21 protein-coding genes are annotated in these 24,026 nt (G+C 62.7%); 13 read left to right on the plus strand and 8 right to left on the minus strand.

The features are described 5' to 3' along the window. Positions 1-60 precede the first annotated feature (60 nt). A complete protein-coding gene (locus tag ACW9H9_RS01750; protein WP_457341284.1) occupies positions 61-705 on the minus strand; it encodes a GNAT family N-acetyltransferase in 645 nt (214 codons plus the stop codon). Between the two features lie 184 nt (positions 706-889). Here ACW9H9_RS01750 and xthA point away from each other — a divergent pair, with 184 nt between their 5' ends. Both xthA and ACW9H9_RS01760 read left to right on the plus strand, forming a co-directional pair. Continuing rightward, a complete protein-coding gene (gene xthA, locus ACW9H9_RS01755) occupies positions 890-1,702 on the plus strand; it encodes an exodeoxyribonuclease III (protein WP_457341285.1) in 813 nt (270 codons plus the stop codon). Between the two features lie 86 nt (positions 1,703-1,788). After that, positions 1,789-3,129 (plus strand): substrate-binding domain-containing protein, encoded by a 1,341-nt coding sequence (locus ACW9H9_RS01760; RefSeq protein WP_457341286.1) that lies wholly within the window; start codon positions 1,789-1,791, stop codon positions 3,127-3,129. A gap of 73 nt (positions 3,130-3,202) precedes the next feature. Here the strand turns inward: ACW9H9_RS01760 and ACW9H9_RS01765 are convergent, their stop codons facing one another. Then, positions 3,203-4,432 carry an acyl-CoA dehydrogenase gene (locus ACW9H9_RS01765; RefSeq protein ID WP_457341287.1) on the minus strand — a complete coding sequence of 410 codons (1,230 nt, stop codon included), beginning with the start codon at positions 4,430-4,432 and terminating at the stop codon, positions 3,203-3,205. Between the two features lie 151 nt (positions 4,433-4,583). On the opposite strand from ACW9H9_RS01765, the gene ACW9H9_RS01770 reads away from it, so the two are divergent. The 3 genes from ACW9H9_RS01770 to ACW9H9_RS01780 are packed head-to-tail and all read left to right on the plus strand — an operon-like array spanning position 4,584 to position 6,892. After that, on the plus strand, positions 4,584-5,522 hold the full coding sequence (locus ACW9H9_RS01770; protein WP_457341288.1) for a LysR family transcriptional regulator: 939 nt from the start codon (positions 4,584-4,586) through the stop codon (positions 5,520-5,522). A gap of 55 nt (positions 5,523-5,577) precedes the next feature. Continuing rightward, entirely contained in the window at positions 5,578-5,976 is a 399-nt protein-coding gene (locus ACW9H9_RS01775) for a MerR family transcriptional regulator (RefSeq protein ID WP_457341289.1), read from the plus strand. 16 nt (positions 5,977-5,992) lie between these two features. Beyond that, positions 5,993-6,892, plus strand: a complete 900-nt coding sequence (locus tag ACW9H9_RS01780) for a hydroxymethylglutaryl-CoA lyase (protein WP_457341290.1) — start codon at positions 5,993-5,995, stop codon at positions 6,890-6,892. A gap of 541 nt (positions 6,893-7,433) precedes the next feature. On the opposite strand, the gene ACW9H9_RS01785 is transcribed toward ACW9H9_RS01780, so the two are convergent. After that, positions 7,434-9,116, minus strand: coding sequence for an AMP-binding protein (locus tag ACW9H9_RS01785; RefSeq protein WP_457341291.1), 1,683 nt, complete (start codon positions 9,114-9,116; stop codon positions 7,434-7,436). A 174-nt stretch (positions 9,117-9,290) separates the two neighbouring features. Here ACW9H9_RS01785 and ACW9H9_RS01790 point away from each other — a divergent pair, with 174 nt between their 5' ends. From ACW9H9_RS01790 to ACW9H9_RS01805, 4 genes are all read left to right on the plus strand, one after another. Next, a complete protein-coding gene (locus tag ACW9H9_RS01790) occupies positions 9,291-10,454 on the plus strand; it encodes an isovaleryl-CoA dehydrogenase (protein WP_457341292.1) in 1,164 nt (387 codons plus the stop codon). Between the two features lie 85 nt (positions 10,455-10,539). After that, positions 10,540-12,144 carry a carboxyl transferase domain-containing protein gene (locus ACW9H9_RS01795; RefSeq protein ID WP_457341293.1) on the plus strand — a complete coding sequence of 535 codons (1,605 nt, stop codon included), beginning with the start codon at positions 10,540-10,542 and terminating at the stop codon, positions 12,142-12,144. A 15-nt stretch (positions 12,145-12,159) separates the two neighbouring features. After that, the gene (locus ACW9H9_RS01800; RefSeq protein WP_457341294.1) at positions 12,160-12,966 is read left to right on the plus strand and encodes a gamma-carboxygeranoyl-CoA hydratase; all 807 of its coding nucleotides are present in this window, start codon (positions 12,160-12,162) and stop codon (positions 12,964-12,966) included. Continuing rightward, positions 12,963-14,894 carry an acetyl/propionyl/methylcrotonyl-CoA carboxylase subunit alpha gene (locus tag ACW9H9_RS01805; protein WP_457341295.1) on the plus strand — a complete coding sequence of 644 codons (1,932 nt, stop codon included), beginning with the start codon at positions 12,963-12,965 and terminating at the stop codon, positions 14,892-14,894. Before ACW9H9_RS01800 ends, ACW9H9_RS01805 begins: the two co-directional genes overlap by 4 nt. Here the strand turns inward: ACW9H9_RS01805 and ACW9H9_RS01810 are convergent. Then, the gene (locus tag ACW9H9_RS01810; RefSeq protein ID WP_457341296.1) at positions 14,891-15,532 is read right to left on the minus strand and encodes a S24 family peptidase; all 642 of its coding nucleotides are present in this window, start codon (positions 15,530-15,532) and stop codon (positions 14,891-14,893) included. The two genes, ACW9H9_RS01805 and ACW9H9_RS01810, sit on opposite strands and share 4 nt — an antisense overlap. Positions 15,533-15,654: 122 nt before the next feature. Here ACW9H9_RS01810 and ACW9H9_RS01815 point away from each other — a divergent pair, with 122 nt between their 5' ends. After that, entirely contained in the window at positions 15,655-16,008 is a 354-nt protein-coding gene (locus ACW9H9_RS01815) for a DUF6124 family protein (protein WP_457341297.1), read from the plus strand. 462 nt (positions 16,009-16,470) lie between these two features. Then, positions 16,471-17,622: a M14 family metallopeptidase gene (locus ACW9H9_RS01820; RefSeq protein ID WP_457341298.1), complete on the plus strand. Its 1,152-nt coding sequence runs from the start codon at positions 16,471-16,473 to the stop codon at positions 17,620-17,622. Positions 17,623-17,664: 42 nt separating this feature from the next. Here ACW9H9_RS01820 and ACW9H9_RS01825 read toward each other — a convergent pair whose 3' ends face one another. Further along, positions 17,665-18,204: a cytochrome b gene (locus ACW9H9_RS01825; RefSeq protein ID WP_457341299.1), complete on the minus strand. Its 540-nt coding sequence runs from the start codon at positions 18,202-18,204 to the stop codon at positions 17,665-17,667. Beyond that, entirely contained in the window at positions 18,201-19,283 is a 1,083-nt protein-coding gene (locus tag ACW9H9_RS01830; protein ID WP_457341300.1) for a catalase family peroxidase, read from the minus strand. Before ACW9H9_RS01830 ends, ACW9H9_RS01825 begins: the two co-directional genes overlap by 4 nt. A gap of 171 nt (positions 19,284-19,454) precedes the next feature. On the opposite strand from ACW9H9_RS01830, the gene ACW9H9_RS01835 reads away from it, so the two are divergent. Beyond that, positions 19,455-19,961 carry an RNA polymerase sigma factor gene (locus tag ACW9H9_RS01835; protein WP_457341301.1) on the plus strand — a complete coding sequence of 169 codons (507 nt, stop codon included), beginning with the start codon at positions 19,455-19,457 and terminating at the stop codon, positions 19,959-19,961. After that, on the plus strand, positions 19,958-20,710 hold the full coding sequence (locus tag ACW9H9_RS01840) for an anti-sigma factor family protein (protein WP_457341302.1): 753 nt from the start codon (positions 19,958-19,960) through the stop codon (positions 20,708-20,710). Before ACW9H9_RS01835 ends, ACW9H9_RS01840 begins: the two co-directional genes overlap by 4 nt. On the opposite strand, the gene ACW9H9_RS01845 is transcribed toward ACW9H9_RS01840, so the two are convergent. Together ACW9H9_RS01845 and ACW9H9_RS01850 are read right to left on the minus strand one after the other, a co-directional pair. Continuing rightward, entirely contained in the window at positions 20,707-21,672 is a 966-nt protein-coding gene (locus ACW9H9_RS01845) for a Csu type fimbrial protein (protein ID WP_457341321.1), read from the minus strand. The two genes, ACW9H9_RS01840 and ACW9H9_RS01845, sit on opposite strands and share 4 nt — an antisense overlap. Positions 21,673-21,694: 22 nt before the next feature. Beyond that, positions 21,695-23,983, minus strand: a complete 2,289-nt coding sequence (locus tag ACW9H9_RS01850) for a fimbria/pilus outer membrane usher protein (RefSeq protein WP_457341322.1) — start codon at positions 23,981-23,983, stop codon at positions 21,695-21,697. Positions 23,984-24,026: the final 43 nt, after the last annotated feature.

The following is a 24,026-nucleotide window of genomic DNA, read 5'->3' on the forward strand; positions in this document are numbered from 1 at the left end:
GCGGATGCTACACGAGCTAGGGAGCGTCTTAGAACCCGGATTATTCTGAAAATTTCTGTGTTAAAGCATTGCAGGCTGTAACACCTGCGGATTCGGGTGGAAAAACACGTGCTCAAGCACAGGCCCCACCGCCACCTCGCCGATTTCTTCATAGCCCTGACGCTTGTAAAACTCCAGGTAACGCGAATTGCCGGTGTCCAGCACCACGCCCGACGAGTTCACGTCTTCGGCACACCAGTTATGCACGGCCTCCAGCAACTGTTCGCCGTAATTTTTACCCTGGAACTGCGGATGAATCCCCAGCAGCGGCAACACATGCACCGACGCCGAGGGCAGGCACGCCAGTACCGCGTGATGGTATTCAAGGTATCGCCGGGTGCCACGCACGCCCGTGCTCAGCCACATGCGCAATTGCCAGGCCCAACTGTCGGTAATGCCCAGGCGCCGTTGCGGCGGTGCGATGAGGGCGATGCCGATCAGGCGGTCATTGACCAATAAGCCAATGGCGGGCAGCTCCTGGAAAAAATGCTGCTTGACCAACTCGCGCACCGTGGCACGCACGCGCTGTTCGTAGCCGGGACGTTCGGCCTCGAAAATATAAGCAAAGGTCGGTTCATGGCGGTAGGCCTGGTACAGCAGGGAACGGGCTTCGCGGGCGTAGCCGCTGTCGAGCAGGTGGATTTGGGCTGTGGAGGTGTCGGGCATAACGGTGGTTCTCCCCTAAACGTGGCGGCAAGGGGCGCAATTCAAGGCTTGCGCGCTTATGGGTACGAACCTGTACGACACGACTCGTTCCAACACGTTAGCAGCGCCACTGCCCTGTCGCCACGCTGGCCCCCGCCGGACTTGTCGGCTAGCATCGCCCTTTTGCCAGACTGGACTGCCGACCATGAAAATCGTCTCTTTTAATATCAACGGGCTGCGCGCACGCCCTCATCAGCTGGCGGCCCTGATCGAAAAACACCAGCCCGACGTGATCGGCCTGCAAGAAACCAAGGTGCACGACGACCAGTTCCCGCTGGCCGAAATTGAAGCGCTGGGCTACCACGTGCACTACCACGGGCAAAAAGGCCACTACGGCGTCGCCCTGCTCTCACGCCAGGCGCCGCTGGCCGTGCACAAAGGTTTTGCGAGCGACGAAGAAGACGCCCAGCGCCGGTTTATCTGGGGCACGTTCACCGACGCCAACGGCCACCCGATCACCATCATGAACGGCTATTTCCCACAGGGCGAAAGCCGCGACCACCCCACCAAATTCCCGGCCAAGCAGCGTTTTTACGAAAACTTGCAACAGTTGCTCGAATCGCAATTTCGCAACGACCAGGCGCTGGTGGTGATGGGCGACATCAATATTTCGCCCGAAGACTGTGACATCGGCATCGGCGCCGACAACGCCAAGCGCTGGCTCAAGACCGGCAAGTGCAGCTTCCTGCCCGAAGAACGCGAGTGGATGGCGCGCCTGAAAAACTGGGGCCTGGTGGACAGCTTCCGTCACCTCAACCCGGACGTGGCCGACCGCTTCAGCTGGTTCGATTACCGCAGCCGCGGGTTTGAAGACGAGCCCAAGCGCGGCCTGCGCATTGATGTGATCCTGGCCTCCCAAGGGTTGCTGTCGCGGGTCAAGGATGCGGGCGTGGACTATGAACTGCGCGCCCTGGAAAAACCCTCCGACCACGCGCCGATCTGGCTTGAACTGAGCTGATGCGGGCCACGGTGGCCTGCGTCATCTTTATGCAACCTTTCTGACTTAATCTGCCGGCACTCCCTTTGACCCAAGAAGGTGCCGGCATGATGCTGCGCGTTCTATGGCTGCTGAGCGTGCTCAGCGCACTCCCCCTCGCCGTGTTTGCCACGCCGCTGCCCCTGCCTGAACACGGCCCTGCGTTACGCATCCAGGGCTCCAATACGATTGGGGCGGGCCTGGGCCCGGCGCTGGTCAAGGCCCTGATGGAACAACAGGGCTTGCAGGGCGTGCACAACGAGCCGTCCGGGCGCCTCAATGAACAACGCATTGTCGGCAAAAGCCGCCAGGGCCGCAGCGTCATCGTCGAGGTGGCGGCCCACGGCTCCAGCACCGGTTTTGCCGCGTTGAAAAACGCGGGCGCCGACCTGGCGGCCTCGTCCCGCCCGATCAAAGACAGCGAACTGATCACCCTGGAACACCTGGGCGACCTCAAAAGCCCCGAGGCTGAACAGGTGATCGCCATCGATGGCCTGGCCATTATCCTCAACCCGCATAACCCGCTGAGCACTTTGAACACCGAGCAACTGGCGCAGATCTTCAGTGGCGAGGTCAGCACCTGGGAACAAGTGGGCGGGGTCGGCGGCAAGATTCATGTGTACGCCCGTGATGACCAGTCCGGCACCTACGACACCTTCAAGGAACTGGTGCTCGGGCGCCACGCCAAGACGCTGGACGCCGGCGCCACGCGTTTGGAGTCCAGCGAAGCGCTGTCGGACGCCGTCAGCCACGACCCGCAAGGCATCGGTTTTATCGGCCTGCCTTACGTGCGCCGGGCCAAGGCCGTGGCGATCATCGACGGTGACTCGCAACCCATGCTGCCCCTCGACAGCCTGATTGCCACCGAGGATTACCCGTTGTCACGCCGGTTGTTTTTCTACCTGCCGCCCAACAACCGCAACCCGTGGGGCCAGGCGCTGGTGGACTTTGCCCAGAGTGGCAAGGGCCAGGCGATCGTCGCCGCCAACGGGTTTATCGCACAGCAGGTACAGGCCATCGCCGTGCAGCCCCAGGCGCCGATGCCGGCGGCCTATCAGGCGATTGCCCGTCAAGCACAGCGACTGACGGTGAATTTTCGGTTCGAGGAAGGCAGCGCCAGCCTGGACAACAAGGCCCGCCAGGACGTGCAGCGGGTGGTGGCGTATTTGAAACGCCACGGCAAGCTGGACAAGCAGGTGACGCTGGTGGGGTTTGGGGATGCCAAGAGTGATTCGCAGCGGGCGGCGTTGCTGTCGAAGTTGCGGGCGATGGCGGTGCGGCGCGAGCTGGTGAAAAGCGGTGTGGTGATGCGCGACATTCTCGGGCTGGGCGCCCAGATGCCAGTGGCCGCGAACACCGCAGATGAGGGGCGGATCAAGAACCGTCGGGTGGAAGTCTGGGTGTATTGACGGGCGAGTTTTTGCAGGTTTTATCGCGAGCAAGCCCGCTCCCACCGGGGACGGGCTTGCCTGCAATGGGCTGTCAGTGGCCGCTGCGCATCAGCTCACGCGGTACATATTTGCCGACCTCGAACTTGCCGATCGCCGCCCGGTGCACTTCGTCCGGGCCGTCGGCCAGGCGCAGGGTGCGTTGCATGGCGTACATGTAGGCCAGCGGGAAATCGTTGGACACCCCTGCCCCGCCGTGAATCTGGATGGCGCGATCGATCACCTTGAGCGCCACGTTGGGCGCCACCACCTTGATCTGGGCGATTTCGCTTTTGGCCACTTTATTGCCGACGGTGTCCATCATGTACGCCGCCTTTAACGTGAGCAGGCGCGCCATGTCGATCTCCATCCGCGAGTCGGCGATTTTGTCCAGGTTGCCCCCCAGGCGCGCCAGGGGCTTGCCGAAGGCGGTGCGGCTGACGGAGCGTTTGCACATCAGTTCCAGCGCCCGCTCGGCCATGCCGATAGAACGCATGCAATGGTGAATGCGCCCCGGGCCCAGGCGACCCTGGGCAATTTCAAAGCCGCGGCCTTCGCCCAGCAGCACGTTTTCGTACGGCACCCGCACGTTGTCAAAGAGCACTTCAGCGTGACCGTGGGGCGCATCGTCGTAGCCGAACACCGGCAGCGGGCGCAGAATTTTCACGCCGGGGGTGTCCACCGGGACCAGGATCATCGAGTGTTGTTGGTGGCGCGGCGCGTCGGGGTTGCTCAGGCCCATGAAGATCAGCACTTTGCAGCGCGGGTCGCAGGCGCCGGAGGTCCACCACTTTTTACCGCTGATGACCCACTCGTCGCCGTCACGCACGGCACGGGCGGCCATGTTGGTGGCGTCGGAGGAGGCCACATCCGGCTCGGTCATGGCAAAGGCCGAGCGGATCTCACCGCGCAGCAGCGGCTCCAGCCAACGTTGTTTCTGCTCCTCGTTGGCGTAACGCACCAGCACTTCCATGTTGCCGGTGTCGGGCGCCGAGCAGTTGAACGGCTCGGGGCCGAGCAGCGAGCGGCCCATGATTTCGGCCAGCGGCGCGTACTCAAGGTTGGTCAGCCCGGCGCCCAGTTCAGACTCGGGCAAAAACAGGTTCCACAGCCCTTCGGCTTTGGCACGGGCCTTGAGCGCTTCCATGATGGCAGTGGGCTGCCAGCGATCCCCTTCGCTTACCTGGCGCTCGAACACCGGCTCGGCCGGGTAAACATAAGCGTCCATGAACGCAGTCACGCGCTCACGCAGTTCCTGAACCTTGGGCGAATAAGCGAAATCCATGAGGCGCTACCTTTTTGGCAGGTTGTTTAGGGCATGGAATCGATGCTAGAGCAGCGCCGATAATTTACCTAGTCTATTCTCGGCGTGTATTAACATTCATCACCGATATATGATCGGCGTATGAACACCCCACACCACAAGGCGCTGTGAAATGAATCTGAGCAAGGTCGATCTCAACCTCTTCATTGTCTTTGACGCGATCTACACCGAAGCCAACCTGACCCGCGCCGGGCAGATTGTGGGGATTACGCAGCCGGCGGTGTCCAACGCACTGGCCCGCCTGCGGGAAACCTTCAACGACCCACTGTTTGTGCGCACCGCCCAAGGCATGGTGCCCACGCCCATGGCGCAGAACATCATCGGGCCGGTGCGCAATGCGCTGTCGCTGTTGCGGGTGTCGGTGCAGGAAAGCCGCATTTTCAACCCCCAGCAGGCGGCCAAGACCTACCGCATCAGCATGACCGACCTCACGGAAGCGGTGATTCTGCCCCCCCTGTTCCAACGCCTGCGCCGCCTGGCACCTACCGTGGCCATCGAGAGCTTTCTGTCCAAGCGCCGCGAAACCACCAAGGAACTGGCGGCCGGGCGGCTGGACTTTGCCGTGGACGCGCCGCTCAACACCGACCCGCAAGTGCGCCACGTCAAGCTGATGGAGGACCGCTACGTGTGCGCCATGCGCAAGGGCCATCCGCTGGCGGGCAAAGACACACTGAGCCTGGATGACTACCTGTCCCAGACTCACATCCACATTTCCAGCCGCCGCAATGGCCTGGGCCATGTGGACCTGGCCCTGGGCAAGATGGGCATCCAGCGCAAGATCGCCCTGCGGTCCCAGCATTACCTGATGGCCTACCAGGTGTTGCATCAGACCGACATGGTGATGACCGTGCCGGAACGCTTCGCCCGTCGCCATGAACTGAACTGGTTCAATGTGCCGGTCAACGACATGCCGCTGGTGGAAAGCCACCTGTACTGGCACGAAAGCACCGACCAGGACCCGGCCAACCGCTGGATGCGCGAGCAGATGATCGAGCTGTGCCAGCAAGTGACCGCCCAGGAGAAAAAACAGGTGCAGCCCGAGCAAGCTTGACGTTAACGTCAACCAGCCATTAGCTTAACGCTCAAGCCCCCTCTTGAGCGCCTCCATGAGCACCACCTACAGCATCTCCGACCTCGCCCGCGAGCTCGACATCACCACCCGCGCCATCCGTTTCTATGAAGAACAAGGCCTCCTGACCCCGCAAAGACGGGGCCAGGAGCGCATCTACTCGCCTCGCGACAAGGTCAGCCTGAAGCTGATACTGCGCGGCAAGCGCATCGGGTTTTCCCTGGCCGAATGCCGCGAACTGATCGAACTCTATGACCCGGCAAGCGGCAACCAGAAACAACTGCACAGCATGCTTGCCAAGATCCACGAGCGCCGCGAGCAACTGGAGCAGCAGTTGCTGGACATTGAACAGATGAAGCTGGAACTGGACACCGCTGAAGAACGCTGCACCCAGGCGCTGCAACACACCCTGCAAAGCCAGGCCAACCCCTCTTAAGAAAAAGGTAGTTGCCATGTCCCTTCCCTCTCACGTGCGCCTGGTGGAAGTCGGCCCGCGCGACGGCCTGCAAAATGAAGCGCAGCCCATCAGCGTGGCCGACAAAGTCCGCCTGGTGGATGCGCTCACCGCCGCGGGCCTTGGCTATATAGAAGTCGGCAGTTTTGTCTCGCCCAAGTGGGTGCCACAAATGGCCGGTTCCGCCGAGGTGTTCGCGCAGATCCAGCGCAAACCCGGCGTCACGTACGGCGCGCTGGCGCCAAACCTGCGCGGTTTCGAGGACGCGCTGGCGGCGGGTGTCAAAGAGGTGGCGGTATTCGCGGCCGCCTCAGAGGCGTTTTCCCAACGCAATATCAACTGTTCCATCAACGAAAGCCTGGAGCGTTTTGCCCCCCTCATGGCCGCGGCCAGGCAGCACGGCGTGACCGTGCGCGGGTATGTGTCGTGCGTGCTGGGTTGCCCTTACGAAGGTGACGTCGCGCCCGCGCAGGTCGCCGCGGTCGCGGGCGAGCTGTATGCAATGGGCTGTTATGAAGTGTCGTTGGGCGACACCATCGGCACCGGCACCGCTGGCGCCACGCGGCGCTTGTTTGAAGTGGTCGGCGCCCAGGTGCCACGCGACAAGCTGGCCGGGCATTTTCACGACACCTACGGGCAGGCCATCGCCAACGTCTATGCCGCCCTGCTGGAAGGTATCCAGGTGTTTGACAGCTCTATCGCGGGGCTGGGCGGCTGCCCGTATGCCAAGGGCGCCAGCGGGAATGTTGCCACCGAAGACGTGTTGTACCTGCTCAACGGTCTGGGGATTCAGACCGGCGTCGATATGGAGCGCCTGGTATTAGCGGGCCAGCAAATCAGCGCCGTGTTGGGCCGCCCCAGCGGTTCCCGCGTGGCCAAGGCCCGTAACGCTTCTTGAGTAACCGGCCTGTGACAATGTGTTACCGCGCCTCTGTCGATCGGGTAACGCGGGAACATATTTTGTCGTATTTGCCGAAAGACTTTTCTTACAAAAAACCAAGCCATTGATTTTAAAGGACTTTTAAAAGTTGGCACGGCTTCTGCTATCTCTATGGCATAACAAGAATAAAAAGCACCAAACCTAATAAAAACAAGACGTACCGACTCTGACATAACAAAAACAACACGGCAGAGACGCAGCTAACAGATTTTTTTGAAGTGGATGTGCTTCGCAGGGTGCGGCTAACGCCGTTACTCGCAACCGGACAGAGAAAAATAAAACTACCTTCAGGTAGCTGCCCACTGGTTGGATCGCGTGCGAAGAAGCAGATCGGCGCTTAAAAAAATACGTTTGCTCTTGACCCCGGATGGGGGTCGCCCAAAACAGCGGTAAAGGGTCACGGTCGACAAAAACAACAACAGACCGCCCCTCAATAATAAAAAAGAGCACGGCAACGACAAATTAAAGGGGACCTTCGGGTCCCCTTTGTGCTGTGTGCTCAATACTTAGCGCGCAATGCCTCGAGCGTCATCTCGCGCATACGGAATTTCTGGATCTTGCCCGTCACCGTCATCGGAAACTCATCCACGAACCTGAAGTATTTGGGCGTCTTGAAGTGGGCGATGCGGTCCTTGCACCAGGCTTGCAGCTCCAGCTCATTGGCCACCTGCCCCGGATGAAACTTGATCCAGGCCACGATCTCCTCACCGTAACGCTCATCCGGAATGCCGATCACCTGCACGTCCGCCACCGCCGGGTGGGTGAAGAAAAACTCTTCCAGCTCGCGCGGGTAAACGTTTTCGCCGCCGCGAATGATCATGTCCTTGTTGCGCCCGGCGATGCACACGTACCCGTGCTCGTCCATGGTGGCCAGGTCCCCGGTGTGCATCCAGCCCGCGTCATCGATGGCCTCGCGGGTGCCGTCAGGGTTGTTCCAGTAGCCGAGCATCACGCTGTAGCCACGGGTACACAGCTCGCCGACCTGGCCACGGGGCACGGTGTTACCGGCGTCGTCGATAATCTTGCTCTCCAGTTGCGGCTGGGTGCGGCCCACGGTGGTCACGCGGCGTTCCAAGTCGTCGTCCGGCCCGGTCTGCAGCGAGACGGGGCTGGTTTCGGTCATGCCGTAGGCAATTTGCACCTGGTGCATGTGCATCTCGCTGATGACCCGGCGCATCACTTCGATCGGGCAGGTGGAGCCGGCCATGATGCCGGTGCGCAACCGCGACAGATCAAATTGCGCCCGCTGCGGGTGGTCCAGCATGGCGATAAACATGGTGGGCACGCCGTAGAGGCCGGTGGCGCGTTCTTCGGCGACGGCGGCCAGGGTCAGCAGCGGGTCGAAGCCGTCACTGGGATAAATCAGGGTGGTGCCGTGGGTGATGCAGCCCAGGTTGCCCATGACCATGCCAAAACAGTGATACAGCGGCACCGGGACCACCAAGCGGTCCTGCGCGGTGAGGCCCAGGCTTTCACCGACCATGTAACCGTTATTGAGAATGTTGTGATGGCTCAGGGTGGCGCCCTTGGGGAAGCCGGTGGTGCCGGAGGTGTACTGGATGTTGACGGGCTGATTGAAATGCAGGCTGGCCTGGCGGGTGTGCAACTGCGCGGGCGGCACCCCTGCCCCCAGCGCCGCCAGTTGCGACCAGGGCAAGAACCCCGAGGGCGGCCGCGGGTCGAGGCTGATGACACCGCGCAGCTGGGGCAGCACCTCGCAACGGAGCTGACCGACGGCATGCTCGGCCAGTTCCGGCACCAGGGTTTGCAGCATGGCGTGGTAATCGGACGACTTGAACGCCCCGGCGCAGACCAGCCATTGGCAACCCGATTGCTTGAGCACGTATTCCAGCTCGTTGCTGCGGTACGCCGGGTTGATGTTCACCAGGATCACCCCCAGTTTTGCGCTGGCGATCTGGCTGATGCACCACTCGGCGCAATTGGGCGCCCAGATACCCAGGCGATCCCCTACCTGCAAGCCCAGCGCCAGCAGTGCGCGGGCGTGCAGGTCGACCGCTTGCGCCAGTTGCTGCCAGGTGTAACGCAGCGACTGATGGCGCACCACCAGTGCCTCACCTTGCGGGTAATGTGCGACGGTTCGGTCAAACGCCTGGCCGATGGTCATGGCCAGCAAGGCCTTGTCCTGAGCACCACGGCTGTAGCTCTGGTTCGGTTGTTCCATAACGACCCCTATTGTTTTTGTAGGTGGGCGATGCGCGCGTCCCGGCGCCTGCTTGACGTAAACGTAAACTACGATTGACACGCCCGCAACGCAAGCTTACGTTAACGTAAAGGTGAGCACGTTCCCCGGCGCCTCGCCCCACACAACAACAACCCTGTTCAAAGGTGCCCGCCCATGAGTTACCCCTCCCTGAATTTCGCCCTCGGCGAAACCATCGACATGCTGCGCCACCAGGTGCAGGCCTTCGTCGCCAAGGAGCTGGCACCCCGCGCTGCGCAGATCGACGTCGACAACCTGTTCCCTGCCGACATGTGGCGCAAATTCGGTGACATGGGCCTGCTGGGCATCACCGTGCCCGAAGAATATGGCGGCGCCGGGCTGGGCTACCTCGCGCACGTGGTGACGATGGAAGAAATCAGCCGCGGCTCGGCGTCGGTGGCGTTGTCCTACGGCGCGCACTCCAACCTGTGCGTCAACCAGATCAACCGCAACGGCAACCACGCGCAAAAACTCAAGTACCTGCCCAAGCTCATCAGCGGCGAACACATCGGCGCCCTGGCCATGAGCGAACCCAACGCCGGTTCCGACGTGGTGTCCATGAAACTGCGCGCCGACAAGCGCGGCGATCACTACGTGCTCAACGGCAGCAAAACCTGGATCACCAACGGCCCCGACGCCCACACCTATGTGATCTACGCCAAGACTGACCTGGACAAAGGCGCCCACGGCATCACCGCGTTTATCGTCGAACGCGACTGGAAAGGCTTCAGCCGCAGCAACAAGTTCGACAAACTCGGCATGCGCGGCTCCAACACCTGCGAGCTGTTTTTCGATGATGTCGCAGTGCCCGAAGACAACATCCTCGGCACGCTCAATGGCGGCGTGAAAGTGCTGATGAGCGGCCTGGACTACGAGCGCGTGGTGCTCTCCGGCGGCCCCACCGGGATCATGCAGGCCTGCATGGACCTGATCGTCCCGTACATCCACGACCGCAAACAGTTTGGCCAGAGCATCGGCGAGTTCCAGCTGATCCAGGGCAAGGTCGCCGACATGTACACCCAACTCAACGCCAGCCGCGCCTACCTGTATGCCGTGGCCCAGGCCTGCGAGCGCGGCGAAACCACGCGCAAGGACGCCGCCGGGGTGATCCTCTACAGCGCCGAGCGCGCCACACAAATGGCCCTGGACGCCATCCAGATTCTGGGCGGTAACGGCTATATCAACGAGTTCCCCGCCGGCCGTCTGCTGCGTGACGCCAAGCTGTATGAAATCGGCGCTGGCACCAGTGAGATCCGTCGGATGCTGATCGGCCGCGAGCTGTTCAACGAGACGAAGTGAGCCTGAAGCGGCACGTTTCCAGCTGCACGCGGCAAGAGACGCAGGCCCTGGCTTGCCGCCTGAACCTCTCACCTACGGAGCCCCTATGCCTCTACCCACCCAGATCAACCCGCGCTCGGCGGAATTTGCCGCCAACAGCGCGGCGATGCTCCAGCAGGTCGACGCCCTGCACACCCTGCTCGCCCAGGTGCAGCAAGGCGGCGGTGCCAAGGCCCAGGAGCGCCACACGTCACGGGGCAAGTTGCTGCCCCGTGAGCGGATCAACCGTTTGCTCGATCCGGGTTCGCCGTTTCTGGAACTGAGCCAATTGGCCGCTTATCAGGTGTATGGCGAAGACGTGCCCGCGGCGGGCGTGATCGCCGGGATCGGCCGGGTCGAGGGCGTCGAATGCATGATCGTGGCCAACGACGCCACGGTCAAAGGCGGCTCCTACTACCCGCTCACCGTGAAAAAACACCTGCGCGCCCAAACCATCGCCGAACAGAACCGCCTGCCGTGCATTTACCTGGTGGACTCCGGCGGCGCCAACCTGCCGCGTCAGGACGAGGTATTTCCCGACCGCGAGCACTTTGGGCGCATCTTCTTCAACCAGGCCAATATGAGCGCCCAGGGCATCCCGCAGATCGCCGTGGTGATGGGCTCCTGCACCGCAGGCGGCGCCTACGTACCGGCCATGGCCGACGAAGCAATCATGGTGCGCCAGCAAGCCACCATCTTTCTCGCCGGGCCGCCGCTGGTAAAAGCCGCGACCGGCGAGGTGGTGAGCGCCGAAGACCTGGGCGGCGCCGATGTGCACTGCAAGATCTCCGGCGTGGCCGACCACTCTGCCAGCAGCGACGAACATGCCCTGGCCTTGGCCCGGCGCAGTGTGGCCAACCTTAACTGGCGCAAGCTGGGCCAGTTGCAACAGCGCCCGCCCGTGGCGCCGTTGTATGCGGCCGACGAGCTGTACGGGGTGATCCCGGCGGACGCCAAGCAGCCCTTCGATGTGCGCGAGGTGATCGCACGCGTGGTCGACGGCTCGGTGTTCGATGAATTCAAGGCGCTGTTCGGCACCACCCTGGTATGCGGTTTCGCTCACCTGCACGGCTACCCGATCGCGATCCTGGCCAACAACGGCATCCTCTTCGCCGAGGCCGCGCAAAAAGGCGCGCACTTTATCGAGCTGGCCTGCCAGCGCGGGATTCCGCTGCTGTTTTTGCAAAACATTACCGGGTTCATGGTGGGCCAAAAGTACGAAGCCGGTGGCATCGCCAAGCACGGTGCAAAGCTGGTCACGGCAGTAGCGTGCGCCAAAGTGCCCAAATTCACCGTGATCATCGGCGGCAGTTTTGGTGCCGGCAACTACGGCATGTGCGGCCGCGCCTACGACCCGCGCTTTTTGTGGATGTGGCCCAACGCCCGCATTGGCGTGATGGGCGCCGAACAGGCGGCGGGCGTGTTGGTCCAGGTCAAGCGCGAGCAAGCCGAACGGGCGGGCGCAGCGCTGAGCCCCGGCGAGGAAAGCGCGATCAAGCAACCGATCCTCGACCAGTACGAAACCCAGGGCCACCCCTACTACTCCAGCGCACGCCTGTGGGATGACGGCGTCATCGACCCGCTGCAAACCCGCGAGGTACTTGCCCTGGCCCTGTCCGCGTCGCTGAACGCGCCCATCGAGCCGAGCCGCTTCGGCGTGTTCCGCATGTAAATGGAGCTGTCTCCCATGAGCGATTTCAACACCCTGGAACTGGTCACCGACCCGCGTGGTTTTGCCACGTTGTGGCTGAGCCGTGAAGACAAGAACAACGCGTTCAACGCCCAAATGATCCGTGAACTGATCCTGGCCCTGGACCGCGTGCAGGCCGACACCGGCCTGCGGTTTCTGCTGCTGCGCGGGCGCGGCAAGCATTTCAGCGCGGGCGCTGACCTTGCGTGGATGCAGCAATCGGCCGAACTGGATTACGCCACTAACCTGGACGACGCCCGCGAGCTGGCCGAGCTGATGTACAACCTCAGCAAACTGAAGATCCCGACCCTGGCCGTGGTGCAGGGCGCAGCCTATGGCGGCGCACTGGGGTTGATCAGTTGCTGCGACATGGCCATTGGCGCGGATGACGCGCAGTTCTGTTTGTCTGAAGTACGGATCGGCCTGGCCCCGGCGGTGATCAGCCCGTTTGTGGTCCAGGCGATCGGCGAGCGCGCCGCGCGCCGTTACGCCCTGACGGCCGAGCGGTTCGATGGCCAGCGGGCACGGGAAATCGGCCTGCTGGCAGAGAGCTACCCGCCCGCCGAACTCAACGATCAGGTTGAACAATGGACCGCTAACCTGCTGCTCAACAGCCCGGCGGCCATGCGCGCCAGCAAGGACTTGCTGCGCGAGGTCGGCCATGGCGCCCTGACCCCGGCGCTGCGCCGTTATTGCGAAAATGCCATCGCCCGCATCCGCGTCAGCGCAGAAGGCCAGGAAGGCCTGCGCGCGTTCCTGCAAAAACGCCCACCCGCCTGGCAGGCCAGGGAGCCACGTTCATGAGTACCTTCACCACGTTACTGGTAGCCAACCGCGGCGAAATCGCCTGCCGGGTGATGCGCACCGCCAAGGCCATGGGGCTGACCACCGTGGCCGTGCACAGCGCCACCGACCGCGAGGCACGCCATAGCCGCGAGGCCGATATCCGCGTCGACCTGGGCGGCAGCAAGGCAGCTGACAGCTATCTGCAGATCGACACACTCATCGCCGCCGCCCAGGCCAGCGGCGCGCAGGCCATTCACCCAGGCTACGGGTTTCTCTCGGAAAACGCAGGCTTTGCCCGGGCCATCGAAGCGGCCGGGCTGATCTTCCTCGGGCCGCCCGCCCAGGCCATCGATGCAATGGGCAGCAAGTCTGCCGCCAAAGCGTTGATGGAAACCGCCGGCGTTCCGCTGGTGCCCGGTTATCACGGGCAGGCGCAAGACCTGGACACCTTCCGCCTGGCCGCCGAACGCATCGGCTACCCGGTGCTGCTCAAGGCCACCGCCGGTGGTGGCGGCAAGGGCATGAAGGTGGTCGAGGACGTCAGCCAGTTGGCCGACGCCCTGGCCTCGGCCCAGCGCGAGGCGCTGTCCTCGTTTGGCAACTCACAGATGCTGGTGGAAAAGTACCTGCTCAAGCCGCGCCACGTCGAGATCCAGGTGTTTGCCGACCAGCACGGCCATTGCCTGTACCTCAACGAGCGCGACTGTTCGATCCAGCGTCGCCACCAGAAAGTCGTCGAAGAAGCCCCGGCGCCCGGCCTGAGTGCCGAACAACGCAAGGCGATGGGCCAAGCGGCAGTGCGCGCCGCCCAGGCCATCGGCTACGTCGGGGCGGGCACGGTGGAGTTCTTGCTGGATGCGCGCGGCGAGTTTTTCTTCATGGAGATGAACACGCGCCTGCAAGTGGAACACCCAGTGACCGAGGCGATCACCGGGCTGGACCTGGTGGCCTGGCAGATTCGTGTGGCCCAGGGCGAGGCGCTGCCGATAACCCAGGCGCAAGTGCCGCTGAACGGGCATGCGATTGAAGTGCGCTTGTACGCAGAAGACCCCGCCAACGACTTTTTGCCGGCCACCGGCCAACTGACACTGTACCGCGAGCCCACACCGGGGCCGGGGCGCCGGGTGGACAGCGGCGTGGCGCAAGGTGACAGTGTGTCGCCGTTTTACGACCCGATGCTGGGCAAACTGATCGCCTGGGGCGAAGACCGCGAACAGGCACGGCTGCGGCTGCTGAGCATGCTCGATGAGTTCGCCGTGGGCGGGCTGAAAACCAACCTGGGCTTTTTGCGGCGGATCATCGGGCACCCGGCATTTGCCGCGGCCGATCTGGACACCGGGTTTATCCCGCGTTATCAGGACCAACTGCTGCCGCCGCCCGGCGAATTGAGCGACGCTTTCTGGCAGGTGGCCGCGCAGGCCTTCATGCAAACCCGGCCACTGGACGCCACCCACTCTCCATGGGCAGACGGGCGTGGCTTTCGCGCAGGCCTGCCCGCCGAAATCTCCCTGCATTTGAGCTGCAACGGCCAGGATCGGCGAGTGAGCGTGGCCCCCCAGGCGCCGCAATGGCAGGACGAGTACTTGCTGGTCGACCAACAAGGCGTGCGTCGCGCCCACCGGGTGATGCGTGACGGCGATGGGGTTTTTCTGCGCTGGGACGGCGAAATGCACCGCATCGGCCTGTTCGACCCGATTGCCGCCGTCGACGCAGGCCAGGCTCACCAGGGCGGCCTGACCGCTCCGATGAACGGCAGCATCGTGCGGGTGCTGGTGGAGGTCGGGCAGACCGTCGAAGCGGGCTGCCAACTGGTGGTGCTGGAAGCCATGAAGATGGAGCACAGCATCCGCGCGCCCCATGCCGGGGTGATCAAGGCGTTGTATTGCCAGGAAGGTGAAATGGTCGGCGAAGGCAGCGCCCTGGTAGAGCTGGACGCGGCAAGTTAGAACTTGATCGTGGCCTGCACCACCACGCCGATGAGGCGGCAGTCTTCGCGCAGCAGCACCTTGGGATAGGTTGGATTGAGCGGCACCAGGTAAAGCTGGCCGCTTTCCTCCATCAGCTTGCGAAAGGTCGCACGGGAGCTGTCGGACCATTGGGCCACCACCAGCTTGCCAGGCTCGGCGCGAATGGCCGGGTCTACTAGGATCATCATGCCTTCGCTGATGCTCAGGCCGCTGGGCGCGGTCATGGCATCGCCCGTGACCGGCAGCCAGAACGCGGCGCCATCGGATGCGTGGTCCGTCAGTTCAAAGCGCGAGTTGCCATAGGCCGGGCGTTCTTCACGCACTTCGCACACGCCTTTCCAGTCGTTGACCGGGTAGCGAAAATACGGGGTGTAGTGCTCACCGGGCGCGTCCTCTGGCAGCGCCCGGGTTTTGTCACGCACCACCAGCGCCACCTCAAGAAACCCGAGCCCGAGTTCTTTCATGACCCGGTTCATGTCCGCCACGCTGGGCACCCGGCGTTTGCTCAACCAATGGCCGACGCCGCCCTGGGACATGCCCAGGCGGTTCGCCAGCTCAAGCTGCGACACCTTGCGGTCTTTCATGTTGGCCTTGACCAACGCTATCCAGTTATCCATGGGTGAGTACCCTACCCTGTGCAGTCGGCACGACAATAAACAGTTTGTATTAATCCAGCACAAGACATCAATACGATACGTACTATTATCAGGGCACACCCCCACCCCAGAGTACCCGCCTCATGACCCCACCTCTGCAGCCCGGCACGCCCGAAGAAGACGAACTGCTGTTCATTCGCGACAGCGGCGCCGCCCAGCGCGCGCTGGATTACTACCTCAAGGAAGACCCCCACCCGCCGTTCGACGACGCGCTGTTTGCCGTCAAGCCCGGTATCAGCGACGAAGAAGCCCTGGTGCACGCCTCCGACCTGCTGCGCAGCGCCGCCGCCACCGCCTATGAATCGGCGAACAGCAATCAGGGCAACGCGCGGGACCTAGCGTTTTCAGTGGTGTATTTGATTGATATGGCCAAGGCCATGGTGGAGCGATCGTTGCGCCTGTCGGCCAGAGAAGCCGAGTACCCGACGAACGTGTGAGGACGCGCAGTAAAAAATTTCTATCCGAGGGATAAAAACGTTTGACTTGCAAATGATAATGATTATTATTGGACCTAGCTGATCGCGAGATCAGTCGATAGCCCAAGAGACCTTAGGTCGGACTCTTGGAATATCTCCTCATCAGGCTAATCACGGTTTTTGACCCGGCTCTTTGGCCGGGTCTTTTTTTTGCCAGTTTTCCTGGCATGGCTTCAGGCTAATGAAGACTGTGTGTTGCAAGATGGCGCGCATGGTAGCAAAAGAATATTGCCAAGACAAAGCCGAACGGGCGCTCTAGCGCGGTTCTTTCCAAAATAGCACTTGAGAATCAATATCACAGATTCTAAGCTGCCATTGCGTCACGGACGACGCCCCCTCGCCCTCGCAACAATTTGCACCCCGGTTTTCCCACTCGCCTGTGTAAAATGCCTGTCACGACATTCCTACTCAGGCAGCCAGACCATGACCGTGGCCTTGACCTCGATAAAAATAAGCACCGACTTCGACAGCGGTAACATCCAGGTACTCGACGCCAGCGATGCCCACCAGTTGCTGCTGGCCATCAAATCCGACACGCGCAGCCCCCATTTCCAATGGTTCCACTTCAAGGCCGAAGGCATGCATGTGGGCCACACCCACACCTTCCGCCTGAGCAACGCGGGCCAGTCGTCCTACAAACACGCCTGGAGCGGCTACAACGCCGTGGCGTCCTACGACCATGTGAACTGGTTCCGCGTGCCCACCCGGTTTGATGGCGAGACACTGCACATCAGCCTCGAAACCCGCGAAAAACATGCCTGGTTCGCCTACTTCGAGCCCTACAGCCGCGAGCGCCATGACTGGCTGATCGACGTGGCCCTGAACCGCGCCGGCACCCAATTGCTGGCCACCGGCAAAAGTGCCGAAGGCCGCGACATCCAATTGCTGCGCCGCGGCAAAGGCGACGCCAACAAGCGCAAGGTCTGGATCATCGCCCAGCAACACCCTGGCGAACACATGGCCGAATGGTTCATGGAAGGCATCATCGAGCGCCTGCAACAGGACGGTGACAGTGAGTTGAAAAAACTCCTGGCCGCCGCCGACCTGTACCTGGTGCCCAACATGAACCCCGATGGCGCGTTCCATGGCCACCTGCGCACCAATGCCATGGGCCAGGACCTCAACCGCGCCTGGCAAAACGCCAGCCAAGAGATCAGCCCGGAAGTGCTGTTCGTGCAGCAGCAAATGGAAAAGTACGGGGTGGACCTGTTCCTCGACATCCACGGCGATGAAGAAATCCCCTACGTATTCACCGCTGGCTGCGAAGGCAACCCCGGCTACACGCCGCGTATCGAACAACTGGAAAAACACTTTCGCAGCCACCTGAGCGGCCTGACCCGCGACTTTCAGACGGTGCACGGCTACACCCGCGACCTGCCGGGCGAAGCCAACATGACCTTGGCCTGCAACAGCGTGGGCCAGGCATTCGACTGCCTGTCCCTGACCCTGGAAATGCCGTTCAAGGACAACGACGACGCCCCCAACCCGCACACCGGCTGGTCGGGAAAGCGTTCGATGCAATTGGGCAAGGACGTATTGAGCACGATTGCGGACATCGTCTCGGCGCTGCGTTAAAGCACACCCGCGACGGCTGTAAAAACCGTCGCGGGTGGCGGTTCAGTGCCGGGTGCCGGTCATGCTTTGCAGCACGCCATCACGGCGAACCAGGCCATGAAACAGCGCCGCCGCCAGATGCAACAGCACCGTCAAAAACAGCAGATACGCCAGATACCCGTGGGCCTTGCGCAGCACTGAAAACAGCTGGGCATCGGCCCCCACCAGCGCTGGCAACTGCACTGAGCTGCTGAGCATCACCGGGTCCCCCGCCGCCGAAATCATCGCCCACCCCAGCAGCGGCAACACCAGCATCAAGCCGTACAGCACCACATGAGAGGCCTTGGCTGCCAGCCTTTGCCACAGGGGAATGTCGCGTGGCAGGGGCGGTTGCTGCGTAGAGAACCGCACCACCAGGCGCACAATCACCAACGCCAGAATGGCAATGCCCAACGGCTTGTGCAGGTGGATCAGCCATTCATGGCGCTGCGACACCGACGCCGCCAGGCCTGCGCCGATAAACAACATGGCAATGATCATCAGCGCCATCAGCCAGTGCAGCAGCCGCGCCAACGGGGCAAAAAACCGAGGGGGTGTATTCATGGTTTCGACTCCTGTGGGGCGCTGTGCAACTGGTCGACTTCGCTGGTACGACGCAGGTAAGAACTGGCATACGCCGCAGAACGGGCGGCCAGCAGCGGATCGTTGGAGGCCTCGATGCCGCTGGGCAGAATCAGCGGATCAAAGTTGATGTCCCGGCAATCGCCGTCCAGTTGCGCCTCGCTGCTTTGCACCACCAGGGTCCCGGCATCGAGCACCTTGTGTTCGCCAGTCCAGGCTTTACTGGCGTCATCCACCGGGTCGCCGGGGTTGGCAAGGGTGATCTGCAAGTGCCAGCTCACAGGCCCGGCAGCCAGCCGCTGCATCAGGTCTTTTTCCAGAAAGTCACTGCCGTCGGGCGCCGTCGCACCCGGTGCATCCTGGCTCACCGGCACCACGCCCCAGCGCACGGCCTGACGCTGCCCGCTGACATTCACCAGGTAAAAGGCATTGATGCCGTTATAGGTTTCGGTCGCGTAACTGGCCGACGGCTTGGCGGTCTTGACCCACGCCAGGAAGGGCGCGGTTTCGGGGTGGGACGCAAAAAACGCTGGCATGTTCGCCGGGTTCGGCTTGCCGGTGGCCGGGTCCGGCGCGCCGGCCTTGAGCAGTTGGTAGAACGCTTCGGGCGTGCCCACCGGGAACACCGGCATGCTGTTCATCCCGGTGCGCCATTGCTGGCCGTTCGCCTGGCTGAACTGCAAGGCAAAGCTGCGGATCGGCACGCTGCTGTCCGGTGCATAGGGGTTGCCACTGGGCAACGCCAAACGCCCGATGACCGGGGTACGCGCCTCGCTGAACACCTGGGCCGTGGAATAGGCCCGCGCCTCGGCGCTGCTCTGGAAATACCCGGCCACGCACACGCCCTTGGCATGGTTGCGACGGTAGCCGGGGTGTATCCCATTGTTGGCTTCCAGCGCGTTGACCAGCGTTTTGGGCCGCAGGCGTTGTGGGTCGAGGGTGCCGTTGACGTAGGCACACGCCCCAGCTACAACGGCGACCACTACCCCGATGCTGGCCAGCCGCGCTATAAGACTTGCCGTGCTCAGTGGCGCACGAGGCGGTGATGAGTGATCTACCATGAAAAGACTCCAGGGCCAAAGGGCCTTGCGGGATGAAACATTAGGTCGGAACACTTCGGACGAACGCCAAGGCACTCTATTCCCTGCCCTGGGATTTATTTTTCAAGGCGTGGAATAACCTCCCGAGCCGGACGTCTTTCCAGTCCCAGCGTAGTGACCAGCCAGACTCCCATGCACGAACTCGACGAACAGTTACGCGAACTCATCCCCAGGCTACGGCGTTTTGCCGTGTCGCTGACGCGTAACGCCAGCAATGCCGACGACCTGGTGCAGGCCAGCCTGGAACGCGCCATCGTCAGCTGGACCGACAAGCGCCCCGAAGGCGACTTGCGCGCCTGGCTGTTTTCGATCCTCTACCGGCAATTTCTCGACACGTACCGGCGCAACCGGCGCTATGCGCGCCTGCTCGAATTTTTCACCGGCCGCGATGACGCAGAACCCTCGGCCGAACGTACCGTCATTGCCCAGTCGACCCTGCAAGCCTTCGACCAATTGAGCACCGAGCAACGTGCCCTGCTGCTGTGGGTGTCCGTCGAAGGCCTGAGCTACAAAGAAGTCGCCGACATTCTGCAAGTGCCCGTCGGCACCGTGATGTCACGCTTGTCCCGTGCGCGCCAGGCCCTGCGCCTGCTCAGCGACGGTGAAATCACCAGCCCTACCCTGCGGATACTCAAATGATCAGCCTGCCTCCCAGCGAACGCGATTTGCATGCCTACGTCGATCACCAACTGCTGGAGGCCGACCGGCGCGTGCTGGAAACCTGGCTGGCGACGCACCCCGACGTGGCCGCCCAAGTGCACGCCTGGCAACAGGATGCGCAGCTGTTGCGGGCGTCCCTGAGTGGCGCCTTGCAGCAACCGGCCAACCCCGAGCTGGACCCGGCGCTGATTCGCCAGCGGATCAAACGCCAGTCCCGCCGCCACCTCGCCACGGCCGCCGTGTTGTTGATTGCCGTGAGCCTGGGCGGCATGGGCGGCTGGCAGGCGCGCCAAATGGCATTGCAGGCCGAGTGGCCGCCCATGGCCGACGCGATGCAGGCCTACCGCATGTTTGCCCAGGACGCGATCATGCCCGCCGACTACAACGCGGGCGACGACGGCAACATGCAAACCTGGCTCGACCGCTACTTCAGCCAGGCCAACCGCCTGCCAGACCTGAGCCAGGCGGGCTTCAAGGCCGTCAGCGGGCGCCTGCTCAACACCGAACAAGGCGCCGCGGCGATGGTGCTGTACGAAAACGCGCAAGGGCGGCGCATCAGTTTTTATATCCGCCCACCAGGACCGGAAAACGCCCTGCTGCCTCGCGGCAGCCGCAGCGCCGACGGGCTGCAGGCCCAATACTGGTCGGGCTCGGGCTACAACTATGCGATGGTCAGCCCGGCGGATGAGCCGAGCACCCGTATCCTCAAACAGACCCTCAAATTCTAGAACCCCACGTCCAGGATCACGTTGTCGACATAGGCCCCGGCGGGCGGCGTGACCTGGTCGGTGTACACCTTGGCGTTGTAGTTGAACACCTGGCTGCCGAGCCCCAGGCCGTTGCCCGGGTTGACCTCCGCATCGCCACTGGAGCGACGGGCCGCACCAACGCTGCCCCACACCGTATTGCCGGCGCTTTTGAAGATGTCATAGCTCAGGAAATTGCCCGACGACACCATGCGCCGTCGGCCGCCGTTGGCGTTCTGCCCAGCGTCCAGGCCCACCGTGTAGGGGCTGCCCTTGGTGCAGGACACATTGATGGTCTGGTTGATCGTGCTAAAGCCGCTGATCACCGGCGCGCCGCCAAAACTGATGTTCGGGGCGCTGATCGTGCAATCGTTGTTGACGGTCAGGTTGACGGTGAGCGAGGCCGTGCCGGAGCTGTTATCACGCCCAAGGCAAATGCCCAGGGCACCGATGCCGGAGCAGTAATTCCAGTCCCAGAAAATACTCAGCGTTTCGGTGTAGATCCCGGCGGCCACATTGCTGCCAATAATCGTCCCCATGTAAAGCGGTACGGTCTTGGGCGTTGAGCCGCCCAGCAACCCCAGCAAGTCGATGATGCCGTTGCGCGCAAAGTCGTACTGCGTATTCCGGTTAATCAGGTAGGCCGCACCGGTGTTATTGCTGGCATAGAGGTTGTAGGCGATGACATCCCCCGTAGGGCCGACCATGCCGCTGGTGCTTGAAGTGACCGTGGCATAAAAATGATCATTGGTGGTCAACAGGGTCAACAGCGAACCGGTGCACCGCAGGCCGCCATTGGTGGTCGACGTGGATTGCACCGCAGTGCGCACCAGTATGGAACTCACAGCGCCAAACCCGGCGGGTGCAGTCGCGACCACCGAGCACAAGGCCTGGGCCTGCGACGCCAGCCCGCTCAACACCACACCCCACCACCAGTCACGCACCCTCACCCCACACCTCCTGTGTTCATCGACACACCAGCGGCCCGATCAACGGCACCTGCTCGACGGACGCGGGCAGGGCGAACTGCACCAGGCAGCTTTTACCTTCGGCAAGTGTCACCCGCAGGTTGTTCTGCGGCGCCAGGTTTTCCAGGTAGACCAGGCCGTCCCAGCCCACCACTGCCGCCGCACCGCTCTGCTCATGAATGACGCTGGCCCCCAGCGGCAACGGCTGGTTCTGCGTGTCCACCAGCTCGATGCTGGCCGCCACGATGCGCGTCAACGGAAATTGCAGCAGGTAGCCGCTGCCCCGCCGCACCGCCACGCGCTGCTCCACCTTGGGGCTTTGCACATTGGCGGGCAGGTTCAACGGATCGATCTCATATTTGCCGCGGTAGTAACCGCTGGCCCAGGGCACCAGCAAGCGGCCGGACGAGTCGGTCTGGCCCACCAGCTGGTTTTCATAGCGCACCGGCACCTTCGCGAAACCATCGGTGCTGACCACGACGAAGGCATCGTCGATGCGGTTGGCGGCGAACACCTGCTTGTCCATCCACACCAACGAGCCACTGGCATCGGCCCAACGGGTTTGCGCATCGCTGCTGCCATAAACACCGGCCTGCAACTGCACCGATTGCAGGCGCCAGGTGACGTCGGCCTGGCGATAATCCGGGCCCATGCCGTGGGCATAGCCGAGGTTGTAGCCCACGCCGCCCTGGGACGGGACGGCGCGGCTGTAGTTGACGCGCTCACGGCTCTCGCCGGTCTTGTCACGCTCCACACTGAAACTCATGCTGCCAGACAAGTCGAACGGCACCACCACCTGCGCCTGCACGGCCCAGTTGCTGTCGCCGATCTCGCGGTTGGCCGACAGGTAAAAACTGCTGCCGCGCCAGAGCGCGCGGGTCCAGGTGAGGTTGAGCAAACGGGTGCGTGAATCATCGGCGGCGCGAATATCGAAGTAACCGGCCCCCAGGCTGCCCCAGCTGTTGAGGTTGACGCTGGCGGTGACCTGCTCGCTGCGCCTGCTCAGGCTGATGAACGGCGTGTCGATCACCGTGAGGTCGGCGTATTGGTCGTGACGCTCAAGGCGTTGGTACGACAGGCTGTAGCGCTGGCTGCTGTACTGATAACCAAGGCTGATCTGCTGGCCCTGGCGGCCATCAAAACGGCTCTGGCTGATAGCGCTGTTGAGCACCCCGAAGCGGCCCATGCGCCAGTTGCCACCCAGGCCGCCCAGGGTCAATTCGCTGGAGCCTTCGGCATGGCTTTCCAGGGTAAAGCTGTCACTCAAGCCGTAACGCAGGCTGCCGGAAGCCACGCCGGGGCCGTAGCCGAAATCTTTCTGGGCGTAATCGCGGCGCAGGTTACCGGCGGCCACCGAGAAGTCCGACAAACCCTTTTGCAGCAAACTGCTGGTGACGTAGAACGGCACCGTGGTGGACACCTGCCGCCCGAGGGCATCGGTGGTCACTACCACCGCCTCACCGGCGCCATTGATGAACGGGATGTTGGTGAGGGTGTAGGGGCCTGGCTGCACGTTGTCGCTGGACGACTTGAAGCCGTTGATGAACAGGTCCACCGACGACGGCACCGCCGCTTCCCCGGCGAACTGCGGCAAGGGGTACGTCACAAGGTCGGGGCGCACGCCAAAATCGCGCGACAATTGCACGCCGCCCAGGCGCACCGAATTGCTCCACGGCAAGGCCCCGCTGACCAGGTCACCGGCCTCGTAGGTCAGCAGCCGCTCGTCGTCGGAATAGCGCCAAGTGGTGTCGTAACGCAGGTAGCCGTCATTGAGCCCGTTGCCGGCATTGGCGCCGAAACTGCGGCGGTACTGCCCGGTGTTGGACAGCGTGCCCCAGGTGTCGAACACGCGCAGCTCGTTCCAGGCCCCAAGATAGGTGCCCCCGTCGTCGGTGTCGTTCAGGTACAGGTCATAGTTGAGCATCGCGCCAAAGCTGGTCATCGCTTCGGTGCGGGGGTAAGCCTGGCGGTTGCCGAGAAACTGCGCGGGCAGCCAGTCCGGCGGCACGCTCAATAACAGGCGCTGGCCTTGGCTGTCGTACTCGCTGTGCAGCCCGGGCAATGTGTCCAGGGGCACTTCGGCGCCGACCAGGCCAGGCAGTTTCATGCCGATGGCCTGCAGGTCGGCCGCGGGCATGAACAACTGCCCGGCTCGCTGGTCGACAACGACGACTTTGCCGGTGACCATCTGGTTGACCAACAGCTCCAGGTACAACTGCGCATCGGGCATGGCCTCAAGGCTGGTGGGCGGTGGCGGCAGTTCACCGGCCTCCACGCGCGGAACCATCAGCAGGCAGCAGTAACCCAGGGCAATCCATGGCACATAGCGG

The sequence above is a fragment of the Pseudomonas sp. SDO5215_S409 genome, from assembly GCF_054071325.1.